General features: G+C 71.7%; 20 protein-coding genes and 1 pseudogene. 13 read left to right on the top strand and 8 right to left on the bottom strand.

Going from position 1 to position 21,086, the window contains the following annotated elements:
* Positions 1 to 103 precede the first annotated feature (103 nt).
* From UK12_RS00775 to UK12_RS00765, 3 genes are all read left to right on the top strand, one after another.
* On the top strand, positions 104 to 703 hold the full coding sequence (locus UK12_RS00775; protein ID WP_231590978.1) for a hypothetical protein: 600 nt from the start codon (positions 104 to 106) through the stop codon (positions 701 to 703).
* A gap of 67 nt (positions 704 to 770) precedes the next feature.
* Positions 771 to 1,118: a glyoxalase gene (locus UK12_RS00770; protein WP_197084436.1), complete on the top strand. Its 348-nt coding sequence runs from the start codon at positions 771 to 773 to the stop codon at positions 1,116 to 1,118.
* 216 nt (positions 1,119 to 1,334) lie between these two features.
* Complete coding sequence (locus tag UK12_RS00765; RefSeq protein ID WP_045298248.1) at positions 1,335 to 2,132, top strand: SGNH/GDSL hydrolase family protein; 798 nt, start codon at positions 1,335 to 1,337, stop codon at positions 2,130 to 2,132.
* Positions 2,133 to 2,213: 81 nt separating this feature from the next.
* Here UK12_RS00765 and UK12_RS42900 read toward each other — a convergent pair whose 3' ends face one another.
* The 3 genes and pseudogenes from UK12_RS42900 to UK12_RS00755 form a co-directional block, all read right to left on the bottom strand.
* Positions 2,214 to 2,399, bottom strand: coding sequence for a hypothetical protein (locus tag UK12_RS42900; RefSeq protein WP_052681286.1), 186 nt, complete (start codon positions 2,397 to 2,399; stop codon positions 2,214 to 2,216).
* A gap of 62 nt (positions 2,400 to 2,461) precedes the next feature.
* A pseudogene (locus UK12_RS44905) lies at positions 2,462 to 2,908 on the bottom strand (polysaccharide deacetylase family protein); the annotation flags it as partial.
* Positions 2,909 to 3,036: 128 nt separating this feature from the next.
* Positions 3,037 to 4,887 carry an AMP-dependent synthetase/ligase gene (locus UK12_RS00755; protein ID WP_045298246.1) on the bottom strand — a complete coding sequence of 617 codons (1,851 nt, stop codon included), beginning with the start codon at positions 4,885 to 4,887 and terminating at the stop codon, positions 3,037 to 3,039.
* A 526-nt stretch (positions 4,888 to 5,413) separates the two neighbouring features.
* Here UK12_RS00755 and UK12_RS00750 point away from each other — a divergent pair.
* The 6 genes from UK12_RS00750 to UK12_RS37205 all read left to right on the top strand — a co-directional run bounded on the left by UK12_RS00750 (position 5,414) and on the right by UK12_RS37205 (position 11,769).
* Positions 5,414 to 8,611 carry a sensor histidine kinase gene (locus tag UK12_RS00750; protein ID WP_052681283.1) on the top strand — a complete coding sequence of 1,066 codons (3,198 nt, stop codon included), beginning with the start codon at positions 5,414 to 5,416 and terminating at the stop codon, positions 8,609 to 8,611.
* Positions 8,608 to 9,027 carry a roadblock/LC7 domain-containing protein gene (locus tag UK12_RS00745; protein ID WP_045298245.1) on the top strand — a complete coding sequence of 140 codons (420 nt, stop codon included), beginning with the start codon at positions 8,608 to 8,610 and terminating at the stop codon, positions 9,025 to 9,027. The genes UK12_RS00750 and UK12_RS00745 overlap by 4 nt, the downstream gene beginning before the upstream one ends.
* An 8-nt stretch (positions 9,028 to 9,035) precedes the next feature.
* Positions 9,036 to 9,485, top strand: a complete 450-nt coding sequence (locus UK12_RS00740) for a DUF742 domain-containing protein (RefSeq protein ID WP_156178475.1) — start codon at positions 9,036 to 9,038, stop codon at positions 9,483 to 9,485.
* A 76-nt stretch (positions 9,486 to 9,561) separates the two neighbouring features.
* A complete protein-coding gene (locus UK12_RS00735; RefSeq protein ID WP_231590987.1) occupies positions 9,562 to 10,089 on the top strand; it encodes a GTP-binding protein in 528 nt (175 codons plus the stop codon).
* 575 nt (positions 10,090 to 10,664) lie between these two features.
* Positions 10,665 to 10,877, top strand: coding sequence for a hypothetical protein (locus UK12_RS39305; RefSeq protein WP_156178474.1), 213 nt, complete (start codon positions 10,665 to 10,667; stop codon positions 10,875 to 10,877).
* 79 nt (positions 10,878 to 10,956) lie between these two features.
* Positions 10,957 to 11,769, top strand: coding sequence for a winged helix-turn-helix domain-containing protein (locus UK12_RS37205; RefSeq protein ID WP_082119177.1), 813 nt, complete (start codon positions 10,957 to 10,959; stop codon positions 11,767 to 11,769).
* A 100-nt stretch (positions 11,770 to 11,869) separates the two neighbouring features.
* On the opposite strand, the gene UK12_RS00725 is transcribed toward UK12_RS37205, so the two are convergent.
* Both UK12_RS00725 and UK12_RS00720 read right to left on the bottom strand, forming a co-directional pair.
* Positions 11,870 to 12,709: an IclR family transcriptional regulator gene (locus UK12_RS00725; RefSeq protein WP_045298241.1), complete on the bottom strand. Its 840-nt coding sequence runs from the start codon at positions 12,707 to 12,709 to the stop codon at positions 11,870 to 11,872.
* A 283-nt stretch (positions 12,710 to 12,992) separates the two neighbouring features.
* Positions 12,993 to 13,985: an aldo/keto reductase gene (locus UK12_RS00720; RefSeq protein ID WP_045298239.1), complete on the bottom strand. Its 993-nt coding sequence runs from the start codon at positions 13,983 to 13,985 to the stop codon at positions 12,993 to 12,995.
* 391 nt (positions 13,986 to 14,376) lie between these two features.
* On the opposite strand from UK12_RS00720, the gene UK12_RS00715 reads away from it, so the two are divergent.
* Entirely contained in the window at positions 14,377 to 15,396 is a 1,020-nt protein-coding gene (locus UK12_RS00715) for an LLM class flavin-dependent oxidoreductase (protein ID WP_045298237.1), read from the top strand.
* A 34-nt stretch (positions 15,397 to 15,430) separates the two neighbouring features.
* Here the strand turns inward: UK12_RS00715 and UK12_RS00710 are convergent, their stop codons facing one another.
* Positions 15,431 to 16,234 carry an SDR family NAD(P)-dependent oxidoreductase gene (locus tag UK12_RS00710; protein WP_045298234.1) on the bottom strand — a complete coding sequence of 268 codons (804 nt, stop codon included), beginning with the start codon at positions 16,232 to 16,234 and terminating at the stop codon, positions 15,431 to 15,433.
* Positions 16,235 to 16,316: 82 nt separating this feature from the next.
* Between UK12_RS00710 and UK12_RS00705 the strand changes: the two genes are divergently transcribed.
* The gene (locus UK12_RS00705; RefSeq protein WP_045298233.1) at positions 16,317 to 16,925 is read left to right on the top strand and encodes a TetR/AcrR family transcriptional regulator; all 609 of its coding nucleotides are present in this window, start codon (positions 16,317 to 16,319) and stop codon (positions 16,923 to 16,925) included.
* A gap of 311 nt (positions 16,926 to 17,236) precedes the next feature.
* Here the strand turns inward: UK12_RS00705 and UK12_RS44270 are convergent, their stop codons facing one another.
* Positions 17,237 to 17,371: a hypothetical protein gene (locus tag UK12_RS44270; RefSeq protein WP_197084434.1), complete on the bottom strand. Its 135-nt coding sequence runs from the start codon at positions 17,369 to 17,371 to the stop codon at positions 17,237 to 17,239.
* 156 nt (positions 17,372 to 17,527) lie between these two features.
* On the opposite strand from UK12_RS44270, the gene UK12_RS44900 reads away from it, so the two are divergent.
* Together UK12_RS44900 and UK12_RS00695 are read left to right on the top strand one after the other, a co-directional pair.
* Positions 17,528 to 17,734: an aromatic-ring hydroxylase C-terminal domain-containing protein gene (locus UK12_RS44900; protein WP_442973769.1), complete on the top strand. Its 207-nt coding sequence runs from the start codon at positions 17,528 to 17,530 to the stop codon at positions 17,732 to 17,734.
* A gap of 215 nt (positions 17,735 to 17,949) precedes the next feature.
* Positions 17,950 to 19,416: an IPT/TIG domain-containing protein gene (locus UK12_RS00695; RefSeq protein ID WP_231590986.1), complete on the top strand. Its 1,467-nt coding sequence runs from the start codon at positions 17,950 to 17,952 to the stop codon at positions 19,414 to 19,416.
* Between the two features lie 728 nt (positions 19,417 to 20,144).
* Here UK12_RS00695 and UK12_RS00690 read toward each other — a convergent pair.
* Positions 20,145 to 20,984: a LysR family transcriptional regulator gene (locus UK12_RS00690; protein WP_045298229.1), complete on the bottom strand. Its 840-nt coding sequence runs from the start codon at positions 20,982 to 20,984 to the stop codon at positions 20,145 to 20,147.
* Between the last annotated feature and the right edge of the window lie 102 nt (positions 20,985 to 21,086).

Here is a 21,086-nt window from a genome sequence, read left to right as displayed (position 1 = left end):
CAGGTCGGAGCGCGCCGCGGCACCGCCCTGCCCGGTCGTCCCCCGACCCGAACCGACCACGCACCGCACAGCGCGCGGGCCCGACCACCGGAGGGGGGGACGAGTGAGCCGTATCGAGTACAGCGCGGAGATTGCCGAGCTGCTGGGCCGGGTGCGGCGCCGTCCCAACGCGGGCTGGCCGTGGCGGCCGGGCGAGGCGGTGCCCGGCGGGCTTCCGGTGAAGCAGTCCTGGGGGTGGCTCTTCGTCCCGGACGGGCGGGTGCTGACGCTGGTGAACCCGAGGGACGGTGTGGTCAGCCTGCCGGGCGGTTCGCTGGAGCCCGAGGACGACGGGGACCCGGGCGTCGCGCTGGCGCGCGAGGCGGGTGAGGAGGCGCAGGCAGTGATCGGTCCGCCGCACTACCTCGGCTACCTCTACGATCGGGTCGGTTCGGCCAACGGCGGCCACGAGTGCGCCCGGGTCAGGATGGCTGCGGCCCTCCATGCCGTCGGGCCGACCGCGCCCGACCCGGCCTCCGGTCGGCACTACCGGCGGCTGCTGGTCGCGCCCGGCCTGGCGGTCGAACTGCTCGGCTGGGGCGAGGCCGGGCTGCGGCAGGCGCACACGGCGGTGGCGGCCGCCGTGGTCGAGCTGGGAGTGCCGGCCGCCGCCAACGAGACGATCGAGGAACTCCCGTCGTCCGGTTCGCTCTTCCTGCGCTGAGCCGAGGCGGAGGCGGCACCGGGGCGGCACCGGGGCAGAGCGGGGCGAGGAAGAGGGTGTGTGCGACGTGGGGCTGATCCATCACGTGGAACTCTGGGTGGACGACCTCGGCCAGGCCGAACGGCAGTGGGGGCCGGTGCTGGTGGCGCTCGGCTGCGAGCCGTTCCAGCACTGGGAGCATGGGCGCAGCTGGCGGCTCGGCGACAGCTATGTGGTGCTGGAGCAGTCGCCCGCGCTGCTGCCGGGCGGTCATCAGCGCCTGCGTGCCGGGCTGAACCACCTGGCGGTGCACGGCTCGCGGGACGCGGTGGCGGCGGCGCTCGGAGCCGGCTGGCAGGTGCGCGTGGACACCGGAGAGGCCGTGCACCTGATCGATGCTCAGGGTTTCGAGCTGGAAGTGGTCTGCGGGAGCTGAGCCACCGCTGCCGGGATGCGGGGGTGCCGCAATACCGGGAGGGAGGGCCGGGAAGCGACCGGGAGCGACCAGGATCGACCGGGGGAGTTGACGTCCCGTTCATCTGACGATGTCACAAGGGTTCTGGCAATCAACAATTCTGGCATGAGCACTGTTCGAGGTAGCTACTGCCTGGTATCACAAATGTGACCCCCGTCACCTTTGTGGAGGTGCTCAATGCGCCCTGCTCGTGCCGTGTCCGCAGCCGCTCTGGCCGGTTTCCTCGCGCTGACCACTCTGGTCGGTGCGACCGCCGCCCACGCCGCAACCGTCAACTACGTCGCGCTGGGGGACTCGTACTCCTCCGGCGTCGGCGCAGGCAGCTACACCAGTGAGAGTGGCAGCTGCAAGCGCAGCACCAACGCCTACCCGTACCTCTGGAAGAACGCCCACTCGACGTCCTCGTTCACCTTCGCGGCCTGTTCCGGCGCGCGGACCGGCGATGTGTTGAACAGTCAGCTCTCCGGACTCAACTCGGCCACCACGCTGGTGAGCATCACCATCGGCGGCAACGACGCGGGCTTCGCCAGCACGATGCAGACCTGCGTGCTGAACACCGACAGCGCCTGCCTGGACGCGGTGGCGACGGCGAAGTCGTACGCGACCGGCACCCTGCCGGGGCTGCTCGACCAGGTCTACTCGACGATCCAGGGCAAGGCGCCCAACGCCCATGTGGTGGTGCTCGGCTACCCGCACCTCTACAAGATCGGCGGCAGCTGCATATTCGGCATCGGCGACACCAAGCGCGCCGCCATCAACAGCGCGGCGGACGTGCTCGACGACGTCATCGCCAAGAGAGCCGCCAACGCGGGCTTCACCTACGAGGACGTCCGCGGTCTGTTCACCGGTCACGAGATCTGCGCCAGTGGCACGGTGTGGCTCAACAGCACCACGCTCCCGATCGACGAGAGCTACCACCCCAAGGCCGCCGGCCAGGCCGGGGGCTACCTGCCCGCCTTCTCCGCCGGAGTCTGACGGACGGTGTGAACGGACAGCGGCCGCGCTCCGCCCCCGGCCCGGGGCGGAGCGCGGCGACTGCTTCGCGGAAGGGATGGGTCAGGGCAGGTAGCCGGTCAGGCCGGCCGGCGTGAGTCCGGCGGCTTCGGCGGCGGTGAGGGCACGTTGCAGGTCGCTCGCGAGGGTGTCGGTGAAGTGCAGGAGGACGACGTCGCCGGGCCGGAGGGCGCCGCCGTGGTAGATGTTCGACCGACCCCAGCTGAAGTCGGCCGTGGCGGTGAGCACGGTGCTGATCCCGCAGTCGGCGGCGGCCTGCAGGGTGTCGGCGTTCCAGGTGAGTAGGGCGGGCGGAACACCGTCGGGGCGGAGCCGTACAGCCTGAGATCGGTGTCCCGGGCGCTGCAGATCTCGGCCTGCTGCTCGGCGGCCGAGAGAGTGGTCGGGTCGCGGTGCGAGACGCTGTGGTCCTGGATCGAGGAGCCGGGCACGGCGGTGACGCCCCGGAAGTAGTCGGGGTCCTGTCCCGAGGGCATCGGCAGCGGGAAGGCCGTGATCGGCAGGTGGTGGTGAGGTTGACCGTCTCGACGGCCGGGTCGCCGGTGGCGGCATGGGCGGCATGGGCGGCATGAGCGGAGGGCACGGCGGCGCCGAGGACCGTGAGCGCCGAGCTCGCGGCGCAGGCGGCGAGCCGCCGCAGGGTCGTGGACACGAGAGGACTCCTGTGTGGGGAAAGGACAGGGGAACCCCCTGATGGGGAGAGAGGATTCGGCATGCCGCACACAGGCCGGAGCCATACATTGGACTGGACCAGGCGGCCGTCAAGGGTTGGGCCCGGCAGTCGGAGCACCTCTGTCGAGTCCCCCCACCGCCCTGGCCCCCCCGGCCGCCCCAGCGGGCGCGGCAGCCGTGGACCGTCCGGTGGCTACGGGGCGTACAGCTCCTCGATGTCGGCTGCGTGCAGCTGGAGGATGGCCTGGCGGCGCAGCTTCAGGGAGGGGGTCAGCAGGCCCTGTTCGATGCTGAACTGCTCCGGCAGCAGGCGGAAGGCGCGGATCGACTCGGCGCGGGAGACGGTGGTGTTGGCGGCGGCGATGGCGCGCTGGATCTCGGTGTGCAGCTCCGGGTCGGCCAGGACGGCCCAGATGTCCAGCTGTTCGCGGCCGTGGCTCTTGAGCCAGTGTGCGAGGGCGGGCGGGTCGAGGGTGACCAGGGCGGTGAGGTGGGGGCGGTTGTCGCCGACGACCAGACACTGGGAGATCAGCGGGTGGGCCCGGACGCGGTCCTCCAGGGCGGCGGGGGCGACGTTCTTGCCGCTGCTGGTGACGATCAGGTCCTTCTTGCGGCCGGTGATGCTCAGGTAGCCGTCCTCGTCGAGGCTGCCGAGGTCGCCGGTGGCCAACCAGCCCTCCTGGAGGGCCTGCCGGGTGCAGCGCGGGTGGTTGAGGTAGCCCGCGAAGACCGTGTCGCCGCGCACCCACACCTCGCCGTCCCCGGCGATCGCCACCGAGGCGCCGGGCAGCGGACGGCCGACCGTACCCGCCTTCGTCCTGCGCGGCGGGTTGGCGGTGATCGCGGCGCTGCTCTCGGTCAGCCCGTATCCCTCGTACACCGTCGTGCCGATGCCCGCGAAGAAGAGGGCCAGCTCACGTCCCAGGGTGGATCCGCCGCTGATCAGGTTGCGGACCCGCCCGCCCAGGACGGCGCGCAGCCGCTGGTACACCAGCCGGTCGTACGCGTGGTGGCGCAGGCGCAGCGCGGCGCTCGGGCCGGGGCCGTCGCCGAAGGTGCGCTGCTCCCGGGCGGCGGCCCACTGGATCGCCACCTCGCCCGCCTGGGCGAAGAGCTCGCCGCGGCCGGCCTCCTCGGCGGCCTCCCGGGCCCGCTGGTGGATCCGTTCGAAGACGTACGGGACCGCGTGGAGGTAGGTGGGGCGGAAGGAGGTGAGGGCGGGCAGCAGGGTGTCGGTGGAGAGGGTGCCGTGGTGGCCGATCCGGATCGCGCCGCGTACCGCCGTGATCTGCACCATCCGGCCGTAGATGTGGGCCAGCGGCAGGAACATCAGGGTCGCGGGCGGGACTCCGCCGGTGTCCCGGAACACCTCGTGCCAGCCGGCCAGTTGGGCGTCCGCCCCGGCGGCGAGGTGGCCGTGGGTCAGCAGGCAGCCCTTGGGGTGGCCGGTGGTGCCGGAGGTGTAGACGACGGTGGCGACCGCGTCGGGGGTGACGCCCAGCCGCTGGCGGTGCACCAGGCCGTCGGGCACGCTCCGCCCGTCCTCGACCAGCTCCGGCACGCAGCCCCGGTCCAGCTGCCAGATGCCGGCGAGGTCGGGCAGTGCGTCGCAGACCGCGCCGACCGTCATGGCGTGGTCCTCGTTCTCCACCACGCAGGCGACGGCGCGGGTCTCGGCCAGGATCCAGCGCACCTGCTCGGCGGCGGAACTGGGGTACACGGGTACGGGGATGGCGCCGATCGCCCACAGCGCGTAGTCGAAGAGCGTCCACTCGTACCGGGTGCAGGACATCAGCGCCACCCGGTCGCCGTACCGGACGCCCCTGGCGAGCAGGCCCTTCGCCAGGGCGGTGACCTCGTCGCGGAACTGGACGGCGGTCACGTCCAGCCACTCGACGGGCGACCGGTCGCCCGGCGGGCCTCCGGCGGGTGCCCGGCGGGACAACTGGACCAGGCCGGGAGTGCGTTCGGCCGTGTCGTACACCGAGTCGGCCAGTCCACCGGTGGCCGGGGCGGCGAGCGGTGGGCTGCTGAACTCGCGCACCGTGCCCCCGATCCCCGTCGTCCCCTGCGCTGATCCTGATGTCCGGCCCCGGTGTCCGGTCCTGGTGTCCGGATCCGGTGTCCGGTCCCGGCCTGCGGTCCCGGCGATCCGGCCGCCGGGCGCGTGCTCCGGTCTGCGTCCGGCAGGTCCGGCGCGCGGTTGGCTTGCGAAGCTACCCGATCGTCGCAGCGCTGCCCAGGGGTGTGACGGTCCATGGTCGGAACCGGCACATGCCAGAGCCGGCAGTGCCGCCCCATCAGGCAGGACATACCACCTGTTGACGGTCAAATCCGGACGATCACGGCGACCGGCTCAGGACAATGGATTCGACCCTTCGAACGGAAGGTCAGTGAGTAGTAAGCTCGCGCAGATCGCACATGGCCCGGCGTGCGGCCCGTACGTGGTCCGGCATGTGTCTTGACGTCCGGCATGGCGCACGCCATGGCTGACGCTCCGACCGACTCCCCGACCGCAGCCGAAGTACCGCCCCTGTCCACGCCCGAGAGCCATCCCGACCGAGGACTCCATGCGTCTGCGCCGCAGCTCGATCCGCGCGAAGATCATCGCGCTGCTCATGGTGCCCATCGTCGCCCTCACCGGCCTCTGGGTCTACGCGACCCTGGTCACCACCGGCGGCGTCTGGCACCAGCTGGACGTCGCCTCCGCCTACCGTTCGTTCGGCAGCGCCACCGACCAGTACGCGCGGGACGTCCAGTCGGAGCGCCGGGCGGCCGTGCTCAGGCTCGCCGCCCCCGACTCCGACCTCATCGCGGACGCCTACCGCAAGGCCCAGGTCGTCACCGACCGGGACTTCACGGCGCTGCGCGCCAAGGCGGGCGGCTCGGACGCGGAGCGACTCGACTCCGGCCAGCGAAGGCGGCTCCAGGACATCCTGGCCGGCGGCGACCAACTCGTCCCGATCCGGGGGCAGGTGGCCCGCCAGGCCAACGGCTGGGCGTACGTCCTGGACCAGTACAGCGCGCTGATCGACCCGGTCTTCAGCTTCCGCTCCGCCTTCGTGAGCCGACAGAGCGGCCAACTGCCCCGGCAGGGGACCATCCTGACGGAGCTCATGCGGGCCCGCGAGTACCTGTCCCGGGAGGACGCGGCGATGGAGGGCCTGCGGCTCTCCCTCGACCCCGACGCCTCGATGCTCCAGCAGGCGCTGGACGGCCTGCACAACCAGCGGGCGCTGTTCGACGTCTACATCGACGAGCTGGACCCGCAGGACCAGACCGGCTACCGCAACGTGCGCAGCGGGAACAACTGGATGGCGCTGGTCAGCGCGGAGGCCTTCTTCGAGGACTCGCCCGACCGCATCCAGGCGGTGAAGCGGCTGTCCGACAACTCCTGGCGCGAGGCCGCCGACCAGGCCCTGACCTCCCTCTCCGACGTCAACAACCGGCTGGACGCCACGCTCGGCGACCGCGCCCGCTCGTCCGCGACCGACCAGCTGGTGCGCGGCGGCATCGCCGGTGCGATCGGCCTGATCGCGGTGGTGCTCTCGATCGCGATCTCGTACCGGATCGGCCGGGGGCTGGCGCGTGAACTGATCGCGCTGCGCAACGCCGCCCGGGAGCTGTCCGACACCCGGCTGCCGTCCGTGATGCTCCGGCTGCGCCGGGGCGAGGCCGTGGACGTGGCGGCGGAGGCGCCCGCGCTCGACTTCGGACCGGCCGAGATGGGCCAGGTCGGCCGGGCCTTCAACGCGGTCCAGCGCGCGGCCGTCGAGGCCGCCGTGGAACAGGCCGAGCTGCGCCGGGGCGTGTCGGCGGTCTTCGTCAACCTGGCCCGTCGCAACCAGGTGCTGCTGCACCGTCAGCTGACCCTGCTGGACGCCATGGAGCGCCGGGCGGAGAACCCCACCGAGCTGGAGGACCTGTTCCGCCTGGACCACATGACCACCAGGATGCGGCGGCACGCCGAGGGCCTGATCATCCTGGCCGGCGGCTCGCCCGGCCGGGCCTGGCGCAAGCCCGTCCGGATGGTGGACGTGGTCCGGGCGGCGGTCAGCGAGGTCGAGGACTACGCGCGGGTGGTCGTCCGGCCGTTCCCCGGCACCGGACTGCTCGGCAGCACGGTCGCGGACGTCACCCACCTGGTCGCCGAACTGGTCGAGAACGCCACGCTGTACTCGCCGCCGAACACCCAGATCACGGTCCGGGGCGAGGTGGTGGCCCACGGCTTCTGCCTGGAGATCGACGACCGGGGTCTCGGGCTGAGCGAGTCGGCCCTCGCGGACATCAACCAACGCCTTGCCGAGGAGCAGGAGTTCGACCTCGCCGACACCGACCGGCTCGGCCTGTTCGTGGTCAGCCGGCTCGCCCTGCGGCACGGCATCCGGGTGCACCTGCGGCCCTCTCCGTACGGCGGGACCTCGGCCGTGGTGCTGATCCCGCGCGAGCTCCTGGCGGAGGCGCCGGACCCGGCGGGCGAGGCGATGTCCGCCGGCGGGGGACGGCCGTCCGGGGGCGGTGGTGCGGCCGGTACGCCGGCCGGCGCAGCCGCCTCGGCGGCGGGGGGCGCGCGGCGCGGCCAGCGTGAGCTGGTCGCCGTACCGCCGCTTCCCGAGGAGGGCGGACACCGGCGCAGCGCCGGGGCGCCCGCCGAGGACGACGAGCCGGTACGCGCCGTCGAGCGGCTGTCCGGTGGCCCGCGCCCCTCGGTACCCGAACCCGCCCGTACGCCCGGCGGGCTGCCGCGCCGCCGCACCGGTGCCGCGAACTCGGGCGGGCCGACCCTGGTACCCGTGGACGCGCTGCCCGCCGAGGACGGCGCCGGCACCGGGCGGCACCGCCGAGTGGGCGGGTCGGCCGAGCACGAGGCCGCCGAGGGAGTGCCCGGCGTCCGCAGCACGCCCCCGGCGCACGCCGCGCCGGCCCAGCCGGAGGCGGCGGCCGTCCCGCCCCCTGCGCCCGTCGCTGTCTCCTCGGTGCCCGGTGCCGAGCCCTCGGAGTCCGGTGATCGGCCGCCCGTGCAGAGTGCGCCGCCGTCGGCGGCCGGCGGCCGACTGCCCCGGCGCGTACGGCAGGCCAGCCTCGCGCCCCAGCTCAAGGCCGCTGCCGCGGCGGCTGCCGCAGCCGCCGCGGCCGGGGAGCCGGCGCCGGGGACGCGCGAGCCGGTGCGGGAGCGCTCGCCCGAGGAGGCCAGGTCGACCTTCGCCTCGTTCCAGCGCGGCTACAAGCGCGGCCGGGGCGACCGGATCCAGCCCGCCTCGCTGACCGTGGTACCGAACCCGAACCCGAACCCGACCGTGTCTGACGCGACGTCCGGTCCCGCCGCCACCTCCGGGCCCGCTGCGGCGGCCACCGGGCCGGGCGGTGCGTCGCCCGCCGACTCGACCGCCGGTGGATCCGCGTCGGCCGGACCGGCTCGTCGATCCGGCGTCCTGTGGGGAGCCGGCCGCCGCCGGGCGGCGCTGCCGTCCGCGCCGGTACCGGCAGCGCTCCCCGCGCCGCAGGCCCGGCCCGCCCTGACTGCCAAGCCCGCGCCGTACGTCCCACCCGCACAGCCGGTGGCACCACCCGCACCACCCGCACCACCCGCACCGTCCGAGTCACCCGAGGCCCCCGAGCAGCCGCTGCGGTCCACCCGGCCCACCGCACCTGCCCGGTCGGCGACATCCGCACGGTCCGGATCGTCGGAACCGTTCGCACCGTCCCAGCAGTCCGTATCACCTGCACGACAAGCTCAGCCTGCACCAACGGAAGGAACCGAATCATGACCGCAACGACACAGCCGGCCGGAGAACTCAACTGGCTCCTGGACGACCTGGTGGGACGAGTCGCGGCCCTGCGGCATGCGGTCATCCTGTCCAGCGACGGGTTGGCCACCGGCATGTCCGGCGGGCTGGAGCGTGAGGATGCCGAGCACCTGGCGGCGGTCGCGGCGGGCTTCCACAGCCTGGCCAAGGGGACCGGCCGACACTTCCAGGTGGGTGGGGTCCGGCAGACGATGGTCGAGCTGGACGAGGCGTTCCTGTTCATCACGGCTGCGGGTGACGGGAGTTGCCTCGCCGTGCTGAGCGAGGCGGAGTCCGACGTGGGCCAGATCGCCTACGAGATGGCACTGCTGGTCAAGCGGGTCGGCGAGCACCTGTCGTCCGAGCCGCGCGCCGAGGCCACTCCGCCGGGGAGATGAGTGAGTCGATGAGCATCGAGGACACCGCACCCGAGCCGCTCGCCGTGTCGGCGGCGGAGCCGTCCGGGCTGCGCCCGCCCGAAGAGGAGCGCTGGTTCGACGACGAAGCCGGCCCGGTGGTGCGGCTGTTCTCGATGACGCGGGGCCGGGTCCGACCGGCGGAGGAGGGCTTGTTCGACCTGATCTCGCTGATCAGGGCGGTCGACCAGGTCGAACTGTTCGGCGCGGAACACGCGTTGGAGCCGGAGCAGCACGCCATTCTGCGGCTCTGTCGCGACGAACCGCTGAGCGTGGCGGAGTTGGGCTCGTACACCGACCTGCCGGTCAGCGTGGTGCGGGTACTGCTCGGTGATCTGCACGAGACCGGGCTGATCAGTGTCATCCGACCCGTTCCGCTCGCCCAACTCCCGGACGAGCGCCTGCTGCGAGACGTGATCAATGGCCTCCGTGCACTCTGACACACCGTCATGCGGCGATCCGGACAAGGCCGGTGGCCTGCGCTCCGCCGCCGGATCCCCCTGGGGCGCGGTCGCGCTGAAGATCCTGGTGGCGGGCGGCTTCGGGGCCGGCAAGACCACGCTGGTCGGTGCGGTGAGCGAGATCCGGCCGCTGCGGACCGAGGAGCAACTCAGCGAACTGGGCCGCCCGGTGGACGACACCGCGGGCATCGAGGCGAAGCGGACCACCACGGTGGCGATGGACTTCGGCCGGATCGACCTGCGCCCCGGGCTCGCCCTCTATCTCTTCGGCACCCCGGGGCAGGACCGGTTCTGGTTCGTCTGGGACGAGCTCGCGCAGGGGGCGCTGGGCGCGCTGGTGCTGGCGGACACCCGGCGGCTGGCCGACTGCTTCCCCTCGGTGGACTTCTTCGAGCAGCGCGGCATCCCGTTCGTGATCGCGGTGAACTGCTTCGAGGGCACCGAGACGTACGCCCCCGAGGACGTCCGGGAGGCGCTCGACCTGGACCCCGGGGTGCCGGTGCTGCTCTGTGACGCGCGTCGCCGCGAGGACGGCAAGGAACTGCTCATCCGGCTGGTCGAGCACGTGGCGACCCGTCGCTGACGGGCGCTCCGGACCCGCCGGGAACAGGCGCCCGCGACTCGCCGGTAGCAGGCGCTTTTGGGCTGGTCGGGTGGCCTGTGGCCGGTGTTCACCGCACTGCTGTCCCGAATGCCGAGATCACAGTCCGTATACCGGAACAATCGCCCGATCCGGGTTGCCTCGGGTGCCCCGGCCGTGGAACGCTCTTTACCGACAGGCCGCCGGGCACCACGCCCGCACACGTCGGGCACAGTGCCCGCACCATCCGGGGGGAGGGCAGTGCAGTGACCGCAGTACGCAGGTCCCGGGCCGTCCCCGCCCCTGCCCCGGCCGGGTCGATGCTGACGGTCCGCCGGTACATCGACCTTGCGCTCAGCTCCAGCGCCCGCTGTCGCAGCACCCGCTGTCGCTGACCTCACGCTTCGCGCCGCACTGCACGGCACTGCATCGCGCGGCAGCCACACCCCTGTTCTCGCACCCGGCTTCCAGCCGCACCGGCCGTCCTGCCCGCGCACCCACCCCCGCGCGGACGTCCGGCGTCCGGTGGCACTCTGGCCACACGCACCGCACATCGACACTCTCCCGGATCGGGCGACATGAGCCGTACTCGAACACCCCGCCTGACGCTGCGCCAAGGGACCGGGCGCAGCCGCCAGTTCAGCTGGTTCAATGACGGCATGCACCGTGCCGTGGACAGCAGCGCCGAGGGCCGCTCCGATCTGGAGCCCTTCTGGCCGTCCCGGCAGCCGCACCTCTTCGACCAGACGTGTCCGGGCTCGCCCCGCGCGTCCCGGTCCTCCGCCCGCTGACCCACCTCAGCTGCGGCAGTCCGATCCGGTGGACGCGCAGACGAACCCTTCATCCGTCACGCGCGAAAAGAGCGGCACCATGTCCTCCTCCTCCACTGCCACCCTGTCCGTCCCGGCCACCACCCCGCATCTGCGGGCGGTCCGCTCCGTCCCGTCGACGGCCGAGCGATGGCACTCCACGGCACCTCAGTACGCCACTCCTGCCCAGTACCCCACTCCTGCCCAGCGGCCTGCGGCCCCGCAGCGCCCCGCAGTTCCGCAGCACCCGGCCGCCGCGCCGCACCCCGCCGTGCCGCACCCCGCCGCGCACACCGTCGCGCCGCAGGCGCTGCTGAAGGCGCTCCCCGAGGGCGCGGCCGTCGTCGCGGCCCTGCCGCAGTCGGCGCTCCCGCAGGGCCTCCTCGCCCAGTACGGCGCGCAGTTCGGTACGACCGCCGCCGGCCAGCCGCTGGTCGGGTACCTGGTGCTGGTCCCCGTCGAGTCGGCCGACTCGCCGCTGGGGCAGTCGATCGCAGGCTCGCAGGCTGTCGGGCAGGCCACCCCTGCTTCGGCCCCGGCCGCTGCGGCGTCCCTGGCCGGACCGGTCCCCGGGTCCCGGCCCGCCGCACGCGGCATCAGCGTGGACACCGAGCGGCGCAGCGCCCACGTGGACGGCAAGCTGCTCGATCTCACCTACCTGGAGTTCGAGCTGCTGGCCCACCTCACCGAGCACCCGCAGCGGGTGCACACCCGCGACCACCTGGTGTCCGCCGTCTGGGGTTACGGCCACGTCGGCGACGGCCGGACCGTGGACGTGCACGTGGCCCGGCTGCGCCGCAAGCTCGGCGCCGCCTACCGGGACAGCATCGTGACGGTCCGCCGGGTCGGCTACAAGTACACACCGGTGGCGTGACGCACCGGAGTTCGCGCACGGGCCGGTCCGCCGCTGCGGCGGACCGGCCCGCTCCGCCACCGGTTCGGGCTGCCCGGTGCCTGCCGCCCGCAGCCGCCGTTCAGGCGCGTTGTTCCGGTGGCAGCAGCAGGACGCCCAGCGCGGCCGCGCAGGCCCGCGCCTGGTCGAGGGTCCGGCTCAACTGGCGGTCCGTCAGCCGGTCTGGTGTGGACCGGGCGGTGAGCGCGAAGCGCGCCTGTGCGGAGTGGTCGAGCACGGGCACGGCCACCGTCCGTACCCCGACGGCGGATTCGCCGTCGTTCAGCGCGTACCCGGCGGCCCTGACCTTGGCCAACTCGGCCACGAGCAGGGCCGGTTCGGTGATCGTGCGCGGCGTGAAGGCGGTGAGCAGCCCCAGTCCCGCCACCTCGTCGGCGTGCGAGTGCGAGTGCGAGGACGCGTGTGCGTGCGCGTGTGAGTCGATGTCGGCGTGGTTCCTCGGGCCCGGCCAGGCCAGCAGGACCTTCCCGAGCGCGGTGGAGTGCAGCGGACGCCGCAGTCCGAGACCGGTTCCCCGGCGGACCGAGCCGCCGACCAGGATCACGGCGTGCGGCCCGCTGCGGATCGCCAGGTCGACGATGGCCCCGGTGCGGCGGGTGAGCAGGTCCAGTTCGGGGCCGGCCAGGTGCAGCCCGCGCTGGTGGAAGGTCAGTTGGCCGAGTTCGGCGACCGCCGGGCCGAGCCGGTAGCGGGCGGTCCTGGCGTCCTGTTCAAGAAAGCCGGTACTGACCAGGGTGCGGGCCAGCCGGTGGGCGGTGGAGACCGACAGGCCGGTACGCCGGGCCAGGTCCGAGGCGCTGTGGTCGGGACCGTTGTCGTGGAAGCAGTGCAGCAGCCCGAGTGCTCGCTGGACCGCCTGCGCCCCGGCGGGCGCGGTCTGGATGGTTGCGGCCTCGGCCATGTGCCCTCGCGTCGTCCGGATGGCTGGGGAGCCGGGGCCCGGGCCCTCTCAACTCCGCTGTGGTTCCCAGGATATGGCAGGCTCTGCTACAGCCGTGTGTCCGCAGTGTTGCAATGGCACGGCCTTGATGAACAGGTGCTCCCAGGATCTGGGAAGCCGAGACGCGAGACCCGGCAGCGGTTGCCGGTCCGCACCCGGCACCTCCGCCCGATTGCCATCGGTGCGCCCCGGGCAGTGCGGCTCGCAAGCCGCACCACCCGAGGCCCGCCGACCCCTCGCCGGCTCAGCGGCTCAGCCGGTCGATCTCCGCCAGCTCCTCGGCCGAGAGCGGAGCACCGCCCAACGCGTCCAGGTTCTGGTCGAGTTGGGCGACGCCGCTGGCCCCGATGATCACCGAGACGACCCGGGGGTCCCGCAGCACCCAGCTGAGGGCGAGCTGCGCCAGGGTCTGCCCGCGCTGCTCCGCGACCTTCGCGAGCGCGCGCAGCTGCTCCAGCTTGGCGCCGGTCAGTGCCTCCTCGCGCAGGAAGTGGCCCACCGACATCCGTGACCCGGCGGGCACCTGGCCACTGAGGTAGCGGTCCGTCAACAGGCCCTGGGCAAGCGGGGAGTAGGCGATCAGAGCGGTCTGGGTGTCGCCGACGGCGTCGAGCAGGCCGCCGTCCTCCGGCTCCCGGTTGAGGATCGAGTACGAGGCCTGGTTCAGCAGTACCGGCGTACCCATCTCCCGCAGGATCGCCACCGCCTCCCGGTGCTGCTCGGCGGGGTAGTTGGAGATCGCGGCGTAGAGGGCCTTGCCGGAGCGGACCGCGGAGTCCAGCGCCCCCATGGTCTCCTCCAGCGGGGTGTCCGGGTCGTGGCGGTGCGAGTAGAACACGTCCACGTACTCCAGGCCCATCCGCTCCAGCGACTGGTCCAGGCTCGCCAGCAGGTACTTGCGCGAGCCGCCGTCCCCGTACGGGCCCGGCCACATGTCCCAGCCGGCCTTGGAGGCGATGAACAGCTCGTCCCGGTACGGGCGGAAGTCCTGGGCGAACAGCGTGCCGAAGTTCCGCTCCGCACTGCCGTACGGCGGACCGTAGTTGTTGGCCAGGTCGAAGTGCGTGACGCCGCGGTCGAAGGCGCGGCGCAGCACCGCGCGCTGGACCTCCAGCGGCTGGGTGTCGCCGAAGTTGTGCCACAGGCCGAGCGAGACGGCGGGCAGCTGCACGCCGCTGCGGCCGGCGCGGCGGTAGGTCATCGAGGAGTAGCGGTCGTCGGAGGGGAGGTACGTCATGCCAGCATCCTGCCAGTTCGCCACCGGTGCACGGGCCCTGTGGCCGTCCGGGAGCGGGACAGGTACCCGGGTGAACCGGCCGCAGGGCACCGCGCCGTCGACCGGGTTGCCCCTTGCCCGCCGGACCGGGCGGGTCATAAGCTCGCCGGAGGATCGTCTGTGTGCGGCCGGGCCGCGCCGAGCCGAGGGGGAGCCGGAGATGCACCGCAGTGCCGCCACCCCTCGCCGCTGTTGTCGCACTCGCGGCACCTCGCGCTGACCCGGGTCCGGACCGAACCGAACCCGCCGTCACGTCGATTCCCTTCCGGTGCCGCCCCCGAGCGAGCGCCGACGACCTGAGGCCGCGACGCCGGGGTGCGGCCAGTCCCGCCTCGCTCGCAAGGAGACCGCCATGCGGTTCACCGTCTCGTCCCTGGTCTCGAACGGCCCCGACCCCGTCACCGGCCACCAGCGCACCGCGCGGGAGAAGCTGGAGAACGTCATCGACCAGGCCGTCACCGCCGAACGGCTCGGCTTCGACGGCTTCGGCGTGGGGGAGCGGCACGGCGAACCGTTCCTGTCCCCGGCCCCGCCCGTGCTGCTCAGTGCGATCGCCGCCCGCACCAGGACGATCCGGCTGTTCACCACCGTCACGGTGCTCTCGATCCTGGATCCGGTCCGGGTGGCCGAGGACTACGCGCTGCTCGACCAACTCTCCGGCGGTCGGGTCGAGTTGATCATCGGCAAGGGCAACGACCCGCGCCACTTCGGCCTGTTCGGCCTGGACGAGGACCACCAGTGGGACTACCTGGCGGAGAACTACGGTCTGCTGCACCGGCTCTGGCGTGAGGAGAAGGTCAGCTGGCAGGGACGGTTCCGCGCACCGCTCACCGAGGTCACCACCTACCCCCGCCCGCTCCAGGACCCGATCCCGGTCTGGCACGGCAGTGCCACCAGCGAGCAGTCCACCGATCTGGCCGCCCGCTTCGGAGATCCGCTGTTCTCCGCCAACAGCTTCCACCCGTTGGCCAAGTACCAGGCGCTGGTCGACCACTACCGCGAGCGCTGGGAGCACCACGGCCGCGACCCGAAGGACGCGAGGGTCGGTACGAGCTTCGGCGGGCTGTTCGTCGCCAGGCGTTCGCAGGACGCGGTCGAGGGCTTCCGGCCGTACTGGAACGCGCTGTTCGACTCCGCCGCGGGCAAGCACAACAACTCGCCGTTCGACTCGCTGGAGGACGCCCTGGAGCGCGGCTCGGCACTGGTCGGCAGCCCGCAGCAGGTGATCGAGAAGATCCACCGCTACCACGAGGCGTTCGGCAACGAGGTGGTCGGCATCGGCGTCGACTCGCTCACCGAGTCCGTCCAGCACGAGCAGCTGGAGCTCTTCGCCACCGAGGTGGCACCCGTCATCCGCCGCGAACTGCCCTGACCCGAGACCGCCAAGGAGCCGGACGCCGCCATCGTCATGCCCCCTCGGCGGTGAGCCGGCCGATGGCCCGGATGACCTGCCGTCGGGTGGCCAGGCGGCGGGCGAGAAAGGCCATCACCCGATTCACGCGTCCCGCGATGACGCTGGGCGGCGGGTTCCTGCGGTCCAGGGCGGCCAGCGCGGTGCGGACGACGTCGACGGGTGAGGCGAGCCTGGTCCCTCCGGCGGCCTGCTCCGTGCCCGCCACGTCGAAGAACTCGGTCCGGGTGGCGCCGGGGGACAGGGCCAGCACCCGCAGACCGGTGTCGCGCGACTCCTCCCACAGCGCCTCGGTGAGGCTCAGCACGAACGCCTTGGTCGCCCCGTAGAGCGCCATGCGCGGGTTGGGCTGGTAGGCGGCCATGCTCGCCACGTTGACCAGTACCCCGCGCCCCGCCGTGCGCAGCTGCTCGATGAAGGCGCGGCTGATGTCGGCCACCGCGGTCACGTCGACGGCGATCTCCCGGCGCAGCCGTCCCGGATCCGCCTGGTGGAAGGGGCCGAAGGTGGCGAACCCGGCGTTGTTGATCACGCTGGTGACGTGCAGGCCGAGCTGCTCCACCTGCGCGGCCAGCGCCTGCCCGGGGTCGCCCGTGGCCAGGTCCATCTCCACCACGTGGACCTGGATCCGGTGCCGTGCGCGCAGCTCGGCGGCCAGCTCCTCCAGGCGTTCCCTGCGGCGGGCGACCAGCACCAGGTCGGAGCCGCGGGTGGCGAGCTGGCGGGCGAACTCGGCGCCGAGGCCCGCGCTGGCGCCGGTGATCAGTGTGGTCTGTCCGTGGTAGTCGACGGCTGTCATGGCTGCCTTCTTTCAGTCGCTGTCTTCCTGGCAGTTAATGCCAACTAGTCGGTCGCTGTCTAGAGGGGGTAGCCTTACGTCCATGACAACCTTGTGGGACCGTTCGCGGCAGGTCGCCGTCCAGGCGATCCTGGACACGGCGATTCGCCTGTTCGCCGAGCAGGGCTACGAGCAGACGACGGTCGCGCAGATCGCGCGGGAGGCGGGGATCTCGCAGCGCTCCCTTTTCCGCTACTTCGGGACCAAGGAGGACCTGGTCTGCGGGGACCAGGAGGCGCTGGGCGAGCTGCTGAAGCAGACCGTGGAGCAGCAGCCGGCCGAGGTGTCCGCGTGGGATGCCCTGCGTGCCGGACTCGAGGTCATCCTGACCGCCAACCACACCCCGGAGCGGGTGCTGGAGCTGTCCCGCCTCATTTTCGACACCCCCTCCCTTCAGGCCCGCTACATCGAGAAGCGGCTGCGCTGGCAGGCCGAACTCGTCCCGGTCATCCAGGCGCGGCTGGGCACCGGCATCGGCATCGGCACCGGCATCCGCCCCGGCCCGGCCCCCGACCCGCGCGCCAAGGCGATCGTCGCGACGGTCTTCGCCTGTGTCGACACGGCAACCGAGCTCTGGGCCAGACACGACGGACGACTCGACCTGGCCGACCTCTACGACCAGTGCCTCGCAGCGGTGCGGGGCCGCGGCTGAGGCGCGCGCCCCCCTGCGAGATCCTCGGAACCATCCGCCCACAGGCGACGGCGACGCACGAAACCTCAACCAGCTTCCCGGCGTTGCCGGTGGGGCACCCCCCCGGTCGTGGGTCGAGCGGATCGCGGACTCGGCACGCCGACCAGCTGCCCCAGGTCGAGCCGCTTGTCCATGTCGAGACGGAAGGTGCCGTACGGGTTGATGTTCGACCAGAACAGAGCGGTCGATCCGCGCCGGTCCGCGCCGGTCCTCGTCGGTCGGTTTCTGCGCCCGTACCGGTCCGGCGAGGACCTGCCGCACCAGCAGGGTGTTTACCTGTGCACGAGCGCGGACTGGAGCAGGTGCAGCGCGAGCGTGTAGGTCTCGGCGTGTTCCTCGTCCGGCCCGGTCAGCGCGCCGTCCTTGCCGTAGTGGAGCACGGTGTTCGCGCTGTTCCGGTTCTCCACGACCTGGAGCCCGCCATGGATAGGGATACATCTTGATCGCCCGCGCCCGCCAGGCGGCCACCTGCTGTCGCAGGCGCGGTCGGGGACGTCGGCAACAGTACGGGCACAGGTCCTGGTGATCATGGAGTTGCGACGCTCTGTGATCACTGGGGAGACCTGTGCCCGCGCTTCGAGGATGCGGCCGGATGGCGGGACCGCCTGTCGACCGTGACGGCCGCCCCTGCGGACCGCGGCGATCTGTCGGCCGCGCTCATCCGCCCCGACGGCATCGTCGCCTGGGCCGCCGCCCCGGGCTGCCCGCGGACACCGCAGCTCTGGAGACCGCGCTGCGCACCTGGCTCGGAGAACCGCACACACGTATGACGAACGGCCAACGAGGTGAACCTGGTCAACCTGAAGGCAGGAAAAGCACCGGACAACGCAGAGGGGAGGTCTGATTGTGTGCGATCCACTCTGACGGTCGATTCGGCACAGATCTGCCCTGATCCTGCCGAAAGGCCGTCCCGCCTCCGCACCGGCAGAACATCCGAGGAGCAGGAACGACGATGGCATCCGATCCGACAATCGCCCAGGTGACCATGACCCTGGCTGCCCTTGCAGCCACCGGAGCCACCCCGCGTCCGTCCGGGGAAACCCCGGAGCATCAGACCGAACGAATCATCACCGGCATCGACGCGCAACTGAGCGATCCCAGCCTTGCGACGCAGGGCGCGTGGCAGCTGGTGTGGCTCGCCCTGAGCGAGGCCAACGCCAATATGGCCTACATCGCACGGAGCACCAACGGCTCGAACGAGTTCGCCGTGGTCGCTCGCGGAACGGACGCTGATCTGACCGATGTCCTCGAGGACCTCGAGGTCGGCACAGTCGTCCCGTTCCCCGAAAGCGGATCGCCGAAGCCCATCGCCGTTTCCAAGGGGGCGATGGATGCGTTCAAACGGGTTGTCAACGCCCGCTCGATCGCCTCCCCCTCCCCGAACGTCACGCTCGCTCAGGCGCTCGCCGCCGCGCTCAAGTCGGCGCCCTCCTCGCCGCAGCCGACCGTCTATCTGACCGGTCACAGCCTGGGCGGTTGCATCGCCACCATGCTCGCGCCGTACCTGCAGGCACAGACCTGGCCGAAACAGCCGAAGTTCGCGGTGATCACCTATGCCGCTCCCACCGCCGGCGTGCAGAGCTTCGTCGACTACTTCGACTCCGTGCCGTGGGTCATCGACGAGCGCCAGAACAACGCCTACGATCTGGTACCGCACGCGTGGGCCGATCTCGACACCACCGCCGGCTGGTACCCGAGCCCGGGACCGCAGGCGACCGAAGAAGTGAAGCTGCTCATCGCGGCGATCTCCAAGCGCACCAACGGCAACGTCTACGTCCAGCCCGGCACGCTCTGCCTGATGAACACCGGATACACGAGCCTTGCCAAGAACCTGGTCAACAAGACCACCCAGGACTTCCTCGGCCAGGTCGCCTTCCAGCACGCCAACTCCACCTACCTGGACCTGGTGGGGGCGCCTGCCGTCCCTTCCGGGCCGGTGGTGACCGGCGTGACCCCCACCTTCGGCGCACCAGGCGCCACGGTGACCATCAACGGCACCGGGTTCAGTCCGGACAGCATGGTCGACTTCGGCCACTTCGCCTGCACCAAGCGCGACATCGACCCCTCCGGCATCAGGATCACCGCTCAGGTCCCCAACGGAACCGGCGTCGTCCACGTCCGCGTCACCAACACCCTCGGCACTTCCCCGGCCATCGCGATGGGGCAGTTCGCCTATGGCGGACCCGCACCTGTAGTGGTCAGTGCGGTGAGCCCGACCAGCGGAAAGGTCGGCACCCCGGTCACCATCAGCGGCTCGGGCTTCGCCGATGGCGCCACCGTGCACTTCAAGGACAAGGCATCCGATTCGGTCAAGTTCGTCTCCACCGGCCAGATCACCGCAACCGCGCCCGGTCAGCTCGACGACCACCAGACGGTGAACATCACCGTGACGGTCGGCAAGGCCACCTCTCCCACCAGCCCGGCCGACGAGTTCACCTACACCGGACGGTAGCGTCCGCACGCCGCGTTCCCGGGGTGGCCCTTCGAGCAGTCCCGGACCCTTGCCCGCCGACCGGTCGAACCGTGCCCGGGCGAGGGATCGCCGCAGGGCCGTTCGCCCTGCGGCGAGCAGGCCACGGAGCTGTGCGGCCGAGCACCCGCTCCACGTAGCCCGCAACCAGCCGCTCGTCGTCCCACCCCGCCGAGACGTCCATTGGTCCCAGACCGGTTCGGTCAGCCATGATGGAAGCGTGGGCACAGGTCTCCCCGGTGATCACAGAGCGTCGCAACTCCATGATCACCGGGACCTGTGCCCGTACTGTTGCCGACGTCCCCAACCGCGCCCATCCGCGCGACCTCAAGTTCCCTCGCACCAGGAAACGGCCCTCGGAACCTAGCGGCGGGCTACTTGCTCCCTGGTGTCCGAGCTGGGACTACCGGGCCTGGACTTCGAGTCAACTCGACGTCGTGGTGGTCCTGGGCCCAGCCGTCCCAGGCGAACAGCAACTCGTCCGCCGTCATCGACCCTTGATCGGCAGTAGCCCGCAGGAGAACCATCAGCAACCCGAGAAGGCTGTGCTCACGTCGCAACCGGGCGGGCACGACATCCCATCAGCGACTTCGCTCCTGGCCGACCGGCAGGGCCACGATCTGTCGACAGGTCGGACGGTTCGACGGTTATGCCGGCCGACGATCCGAACGGTCCGTTGTATTCCACAAGGGCGGGTGCAGCACAGCGGGTCAAAGACGTGTCGCTACGCGGATCAGGTCGGCGACTGCGCGAAGTCGGCTCTGCGTGGGCCAAGCGAGCACCGTTGTCACTGGCGGAGCATCCAGGACCGGCACGGCGGCGAGATCCCGGCGCAGGTCGGTGCCGGCGGACTCGGGGATGATCACGGTGGCACGGCCGAGCGCGATCAGCTGGAAGAGCTGTGTCAGGTTCCGTACCTCTGCCCCTGGTCCTTCCGGGTAGTTGCCGTCAGGACCGGGCCAGCGAGCCATCGGGAGTTCCGCCAGTGCGGCGACCTCGGCCACCCGAATCTGTGAGCGGCCGGCAAGTGAGTGAGAGGTGGGCAGGATCGCCACCTGCCGCTCGGTGCACAGGATTTCGGTGTCGAGTCCGACCGCCGAATCGAATGGCAAGTGCAGCAGGGCCACATCGGCTTGCCCGTTCTGAAGCAATTTCTGTTGTTGATGCGCCTCGCAGAGCAACAGATCGACGGTGGCCGCGCCGGGCTCCGCGCGGTAGGCATCGAGGAGTTCGGCCAGCAACTCGCCGGCGGTGCCGGACTTGACGGCGAGGACGAGGCGGGGGCGCCTTCGCGCAGCCTGCTGGGTACGCCGCTCGGCTGCGGCTACCGCGCCGAGGATCGCGCGCCCCTCGGACAGCAGCACGGCCCCGGCCTCGGTGAGCGTGACCCTGCGGCTGGTGCGCTCCAGCAGCGTGACCCCGAGCTGTCGTTCGAGCCGGGCGATGGCGCGGGACAGGGGCGGCCGGGCCATCTCCAGACGCTGGGCGGCCTTGCCGAAGTGCAGTTCCTCGGCGATGGCGACGAAGTACCGCAGCTCGCGTATCTCCATGCAGTCACAGTAACTTCGGCGGACGGCCGATCGATGTCGCTCGGGTATCGCTGCCTGGCCGAGACGGTGTTGGTGCCTGGTCGAAGCGCAGCCATGCTCGCT

Source organism: Saccharothrix sp. ST-888, from assembly GCF_000955975.1.
Taxonomy (GTDB): domain Bacteria; phylum Actinomycetota; class Actinomycetes; order Streptomycetales; family Streptomycetaceae; genus Kitasatospora.
Note: the sequence above shows the minus strand (reverse complement) of the source record. Positions and strands in the feature narration are given on the sequence as shown.

Coding starts and splice junctions, on each gene's coding strand:
- UK12_RS00750 (WP_052681283.1), top strand. CDS start 5,414: ATGCGTCTGCGCCGCAGCTCGATCCGCGCGAAGATCATCGCGCTGCTC.
- UK12_RS00740 (WP_156178475.1), top strand. CDS start 9,036: ATGAGCATCGAGGACACCGCACCCGAGCCGCTCGCCGTGTCGGCGGCG.
- UK12_RS00710 (WP_045298234.1), bottom strand. CDS start 16,234: ATGACAGCCGTCGACTACCACGGACAGACCACACTGATCACCGGCGCC.
- UK12_RS00745 (WP_045298245.1), top strand. CDS start 8,608: ATGACCGCAACGACACAGCCGGCCGGAGAACTCAACTGGCTCCTGGAC.
- UK12_RS00765 (WP_045298248.1), top strand. CDS start 1,335: ATGCGCCCTGCTCGTGCCGTGTCCGCAGCCGCTCTGGCCGGTTTCCTC.
- UK12_RS00690 (WP_045298229.1), bottom strand. CDS start 20,984: ATGGAGATACGCGAGCTGCGGTACTTCGTCGCCATCGCCGAGGAACTG.
- UK12_RS00695 (WP_231590986.1), top strand. CDS start 17,950: ATGACCCTGGCTGCCCTTGCAGCCACCGGAGCCACCCCGCGTCCGTCC.
- UK12_RS39305 (WP_156178474.1), top strand. CDS start 10,665: ATGAGCCGTACTCGAACACCCCGCCTGACGCTGCGCCAAGGGACCGGG.
- UK12_RS37205 (WP_082119177.1), top strand. CDS start 10,957: ATGTCCTCCTCCTCCACTGCCACCCTGTCCGTCCCGGCCACCACCCCG.
- UK12_RS00720 (WP_045298239.1), bottom strand. CDS start 13,985: ATGACGTACCTCCCCTCCGACGACCGCTACTCCTCGATGACCTACCGC.
- UK12_RS00725 (WP_045298241.1), bottom strand. CDS start 12,709: ATGGCCGAGGCCGCAACCATCCAGACCGCGCCCGCCGGGGCGCAGGCG.
- UK12_RS00705 (WP_045298233.1), top strand. CDS start 16,317: ATGACAACCTTGTGGGACCGTTCGCGGCAGGTCGCCGTCCAGGCGATC.
- UK12_RS00715 (WP_045298237.1), top strand. CDS start 14,377: ATGCGGTTCACCGTCTCGTCCCTGGTCTCGAACGGCCCCGACCCCGTC.